The organism is Methylobacterium sp. E-025, from assembly GCF_022829705.1.
Lineage (GTDB): Bacteria > Pseudomonadota > Alphaproteobacteria > Rhizobiales > Beijerinckiaceae > Methylobacterium.
In genome coordinates, this window is sequence record NZ_JAKSYR010000096.1 from 1 (window position 1) to 3,287 (window position 3,287).

At 59.5% G+C, this 3,287-nt stretch carries 5 protein-coding genes; 2 read left to right on the forward strand and 3 right to left on the reverse strand.

The window, feature by feature from the left end:
* Positions 1–399 precede the first annotated feature (399 nt).
* Both MKK64_RS11955 and MKK64_RS11960 read left to right on the forward strand, forming a co-directional pair.
* Positions 400–732, forward strand: a complete 333-nt coding sequence (locus tag MKK64_RS11955) for a response regulator (protein ID WP_313898911.1) — start codon at positions 400–402, stop codon at positions 730–732.
* A gap of 730 nt (positions 733–1,462) precedes the next feature.
* The gene (locus MKK64_RS11960) at positions 1,463–1,732 is read left to right on the forward strand and encodes a hypothetical protein (protein WP_243935069.1); all 270 of its coding nucleotides are present in this window, start codon (positions 1,463–1,465) and stop codon (positions 1,730–1,732) included.
* Between the two features lie 27 nt (positions 1,733–1,759).
* Here the strand turns inward: MKK64_RS11960 and MKK64_RS11965 are convergent, their stop codons facing one another.
* The 3 genes from MKK64_RS11965 to MKK64_RS11970 all read right to left on the reverse strand — a co-directional run bounded on the left by MKK64_RS11965 (position 1,760) and on the right by MKK64_RS11970 (position 3,066).
* Positions 1,760–2,050, reverse strand: coding sequence for a PilZ domain-containing protein (locus MKK64_RS11965; protein ID WP_243935073.1), 291 nt, complete (start codon positions 2,048–2,050; stop codon positions 1,760–1,762).
* The gene (locus MKK64_RS28415; protein WP_409567936.1) at positions 2,035–2,586 is read right to left on the reverse strand and encodes a PilZ domain-containing protein; all 552 of its coding nucleotides are present in this window, start codon (positions 2,584–2,586) and stop codon (positions 2,035–2,037) included. Before MKK64_RS28415 ends, MKK64_RS11965 begins: the two co-directional genes overlap by 16 nt.
* Before the next feature lie 276 nt (positions 2,587–2,862).
* Positions 2,863–3,066, reverse strand: a complete 204-nt coding sequence (locus tag MKK64_RS11970; RefSeq protein ID WP_243935074.1) for a hypothetical protein — start codon at positions 3,064–3,066, stop codon at positions 2,863–2,865.
* Positions 3,067–3,287: the final 221 nt, after the last annotated feature.

Genomic DNA, 3,287 nt, shown 5'->3' on the forward strand with positions numbered 1-3,287 from the left:
ACCGCGTTCGACCGCATTCGTCGCTGGGCTATCGGCCGCCCGCGCCCGTCAGCTACCCGGGTCTGGCCTTTCGGCTACCCATGGCCGCCACCATGCAGTAGCCTCTCAATCGGCTCGGTCCAAAATACCGGTCAGGTCACCGGCACATCGCGGCACCCGTCGCGGTAACTTGCTTCAGACCAGGGGCCGCCAGTCTGTAACCCGAGCTGTGTCGCATACTAGCTTTCGCTGGTGATATCTGGGGTCCCCTGCCCCGTGAGCAGATCAGGACGCGGCCGAACCGTCGTCGCTGTAGGATTTGTGACATCACCTCGAACGCTTCCTGTGCTCGTCGAGGACGATGTGCCTTTGATCCGCGCCGTGGTGCGGACGACCCTCGAACAGGTTGGGTAGACCGACGTGCACGAGGCTGGCGATGGAGCCGCTGCGCTCGCGATGCTGAACCAGCGCCGCTACGGCCTCGTCATCGCAGATTGGAACATGCATCCGATGACTGGATACGAGCTGCTCCGTCAGGTGCGTGAGGATCCGCAGCTTCGAGAGACGCCGTTCGTCATCATGACGACGAAGGACCAGGCCCACTGCTTTGTCGCCGCGCGTCGGGCAGGTGTGAACGCCTGCTTGGTCAAGCCGTTCATGCCGGCAGCCCTACGTGAGACGATCAAGCAGATCTGGCCCGGTAGCGAAACGCCAGCGGCGCAGGTCCAGGAAGCGGCGACTGCGCTGCTGTAGCTGACCCTGCCCGCCAGCCTGTGATCTGATCAGGCGGCGGCGCAGAGCTGTTGACGATAGGGGCCTTCAAGCTCAGCGTGCTCCGGTGCCGCCCGTCGACGGGGCGGTGGTGCCTGAACTTCCGGCGCCCGGCGCACTGGCCCCTGTGCTCATCCCATTCGCTCCCGGCGCCATCATTGGGTTTGAACCCGTCCCACCGCCGGCGTTCACGCCGCCAGGAGTTTCGAGTTCCTTCGCTGGCCGGTGGTTGACCTTCCGGTGCTGCTGGTCCCCATCCCAGTTCCGGACGTACCAGAGGGAGCAGTTGCCTGCGCGAGTGCGGCGCCAGACAGGGCGAGGGTGTACGATACAGCGAGCGCGAGTGTTCTGATCGACATGGAATTTTCCATTGCTGCGACAGCACAGGCGCATCGCAAGCAAAATCAAACGCTTATCCCGTCGCGTTCGTTCGGCGAACAAGACACCTAGATTTGCTCCAAATGGATATTCTGTTCGAAGAATGGGACGCGTCTGGGTTGTGCTGATGGACATGCACAACTTGAGATAGACTCATATCGAAGAAACGTCGCTCGGCGAATGAAAAGAAGGCAACCTGATCTATATTTTTTACTTTTCATTAACCTAGATATTTGATTCTATCAATGCTATCTAAGTGCGTCGACTTGCTCGCAGAGCATTGTGGGACATGACGCCTCGATTGTGGTTTCTCAGTTCTATAGGAATTCAAGGGATGCCAAGTGATGCCACGCCCGATCCTGATGAAGTTCCCGTTCGGCATATTACGGGCGCTGTCAGTATTGTCCTAAACGGTCAGACGGTCGCGCTCAACTTGTTCACGGACCGGATGGCCGTGCTCATGGATGGCAGCGTACAGCCTGATCCCATTGTAGCTGCACGTCTACGTCTCGATCTCGCGATGGCCCGCGAGATCCGGGATCAACTTGATGCTCATATCAGCGGCTTGACGACAAGCCCAAGAGGCAGTTTGCAGTTGAACTGAGGATTTCCGCTGAAGGGCTGATTAGCTTCAAAAATTCAATGTTGTCGAAATGAACTGAACCCCGATCGCCTCGTTCTCTCGACGGATGAGCCTGCAGGCATGTTGAACCCCATCTGCCTCAATCAGCAGAGTGAACGCCTCCGGCACCCCGATTGCTGACGGCAGGGTGAGCTTCGCCCCCACGTCCGAGACGTTTCGGACCGTGCAGTCCATCACTGACGCCCCGTTGGGGAAGATGATCTTGGCGGTCTTAAGAACTCGCTTGCGCGGCGCACTGCGGCGCTCGATCTCTGGATGCCCCATCACAGCACCACGCATTCATTGAAGGTCGTTGGGCTGTATGGAAGCTTGAAACGAACAGCGATCCCGTCGGCAGTGTGTCGGACGACAATGGCGAACCGCTTTCCGACGGTCACGGCTGAACCAGGATAAGGTCGTTCGCTCGTCGCGAGGGCCACACCTGACATCGAAAGATCAACGATCTCTGCGCGGACAGTCTGACCGTTCGATAGTGTAACGTTTACAGCGCGTTGGGTGGGTACGATCCGAGGATCATTCCGCTGATCGGCTGTGTCGTTGGCGTGAGCACGAAGCCAAGCAAGTCGATTGTCGATCCTCGCCTTGCGCCCTGCACTGGCTTCAACGAGCATAGTGAACCCAGCGGAATTTACCTCGCTTATCCGACCAGGCACCACGCCGATTGCATCAAGATAGCACGTCGTCTTCATGCCGGGCCGGACCACTGGTAGCCCACCTCGCCTTCTTATTTCGATGCGCGCACTTGTTGATATGATGGCGACGCATGTCGCTTCGCTGCCAGTCTCTAAAAGGAATCTTCCATGAGTTTCAATCATGCGCCGTCATACATATTGCTAGATTGCTATTACCGTCCCTATATAGCAGCTTATACGTTTACAAATTATCTCAGGTTGAACGTACTGCCAAAAATTGCTCCAAAGCCAACCTGGCTGCAGCGGGCTTCAGGAAAACCCGCTCCCGGCATGATCCTTGAAGGCGTTCGCCGGCCTGGCTTATCCAGGCACCGTGCGCGGATCGCGGTGTCCGGATGAGCCCCTGACCTAGGTGAGATCAGCGCCCCGGTCGGCCGCACCGGAAGCGACGTTCAGCCTTCAACCCAGCATGTCGAGGGTCTGGAGCCACGCATGACAGAGGGTGGGCCAGACGCTTGCGGGCGTGCCCGGCTCCCCAATGCCGAAACCATGGCCGCCCTTGCTGAAGCGGTGGAACTCGACCGGGACGCTCATGTGCCGACAGGCCGTGTCGAGGATGCGGCTGTTCTCCGGACTGATCACGGGATCGTCGTCGGTCTGCACGAGGAAGAGCGGCGGGCAGCCCGGACGCAACTGTGTCTGGAGCGACTAGGCGGTCCGCGCTTCGGGCTTCGGCTGCTCGCCGACGAGGTTCCGCCGGGTGCCCGTGTTGTCGTAAGGCGGCTCCAGCGTGACGACCGGATAGATCAGGGCCGCGAAGTCGGGACGGGCCAACTGCCGATCGATCTCGTCCACCGGCGCGTAGGTGCGTAGGCCGGCACGCA

Coding starts and splice junctions, on each gene's coding strand:
- MKK64_RS11960 (WP_243935069.1), top strand. CDS start 1,463: ATGCCAAGTGATGCCACGCCCGATCCTGATGAAGTTCCCGTTCGGCAT.
- MKK64_RS11965 (WP_243935073.1), bottom strand. CDS start 2,050: ATGCGTGGTGCTGTGATGGGGCATCCAGAGATCGAGCGCCGCAGTGCG.
- MKK64_RS28415 (WP_409567936.1), bottom strand. CDS start 2,586: ATGATTGAAACTCATGGAAGATTCCTTTTAGAGACTGGCAGCGAAGCG.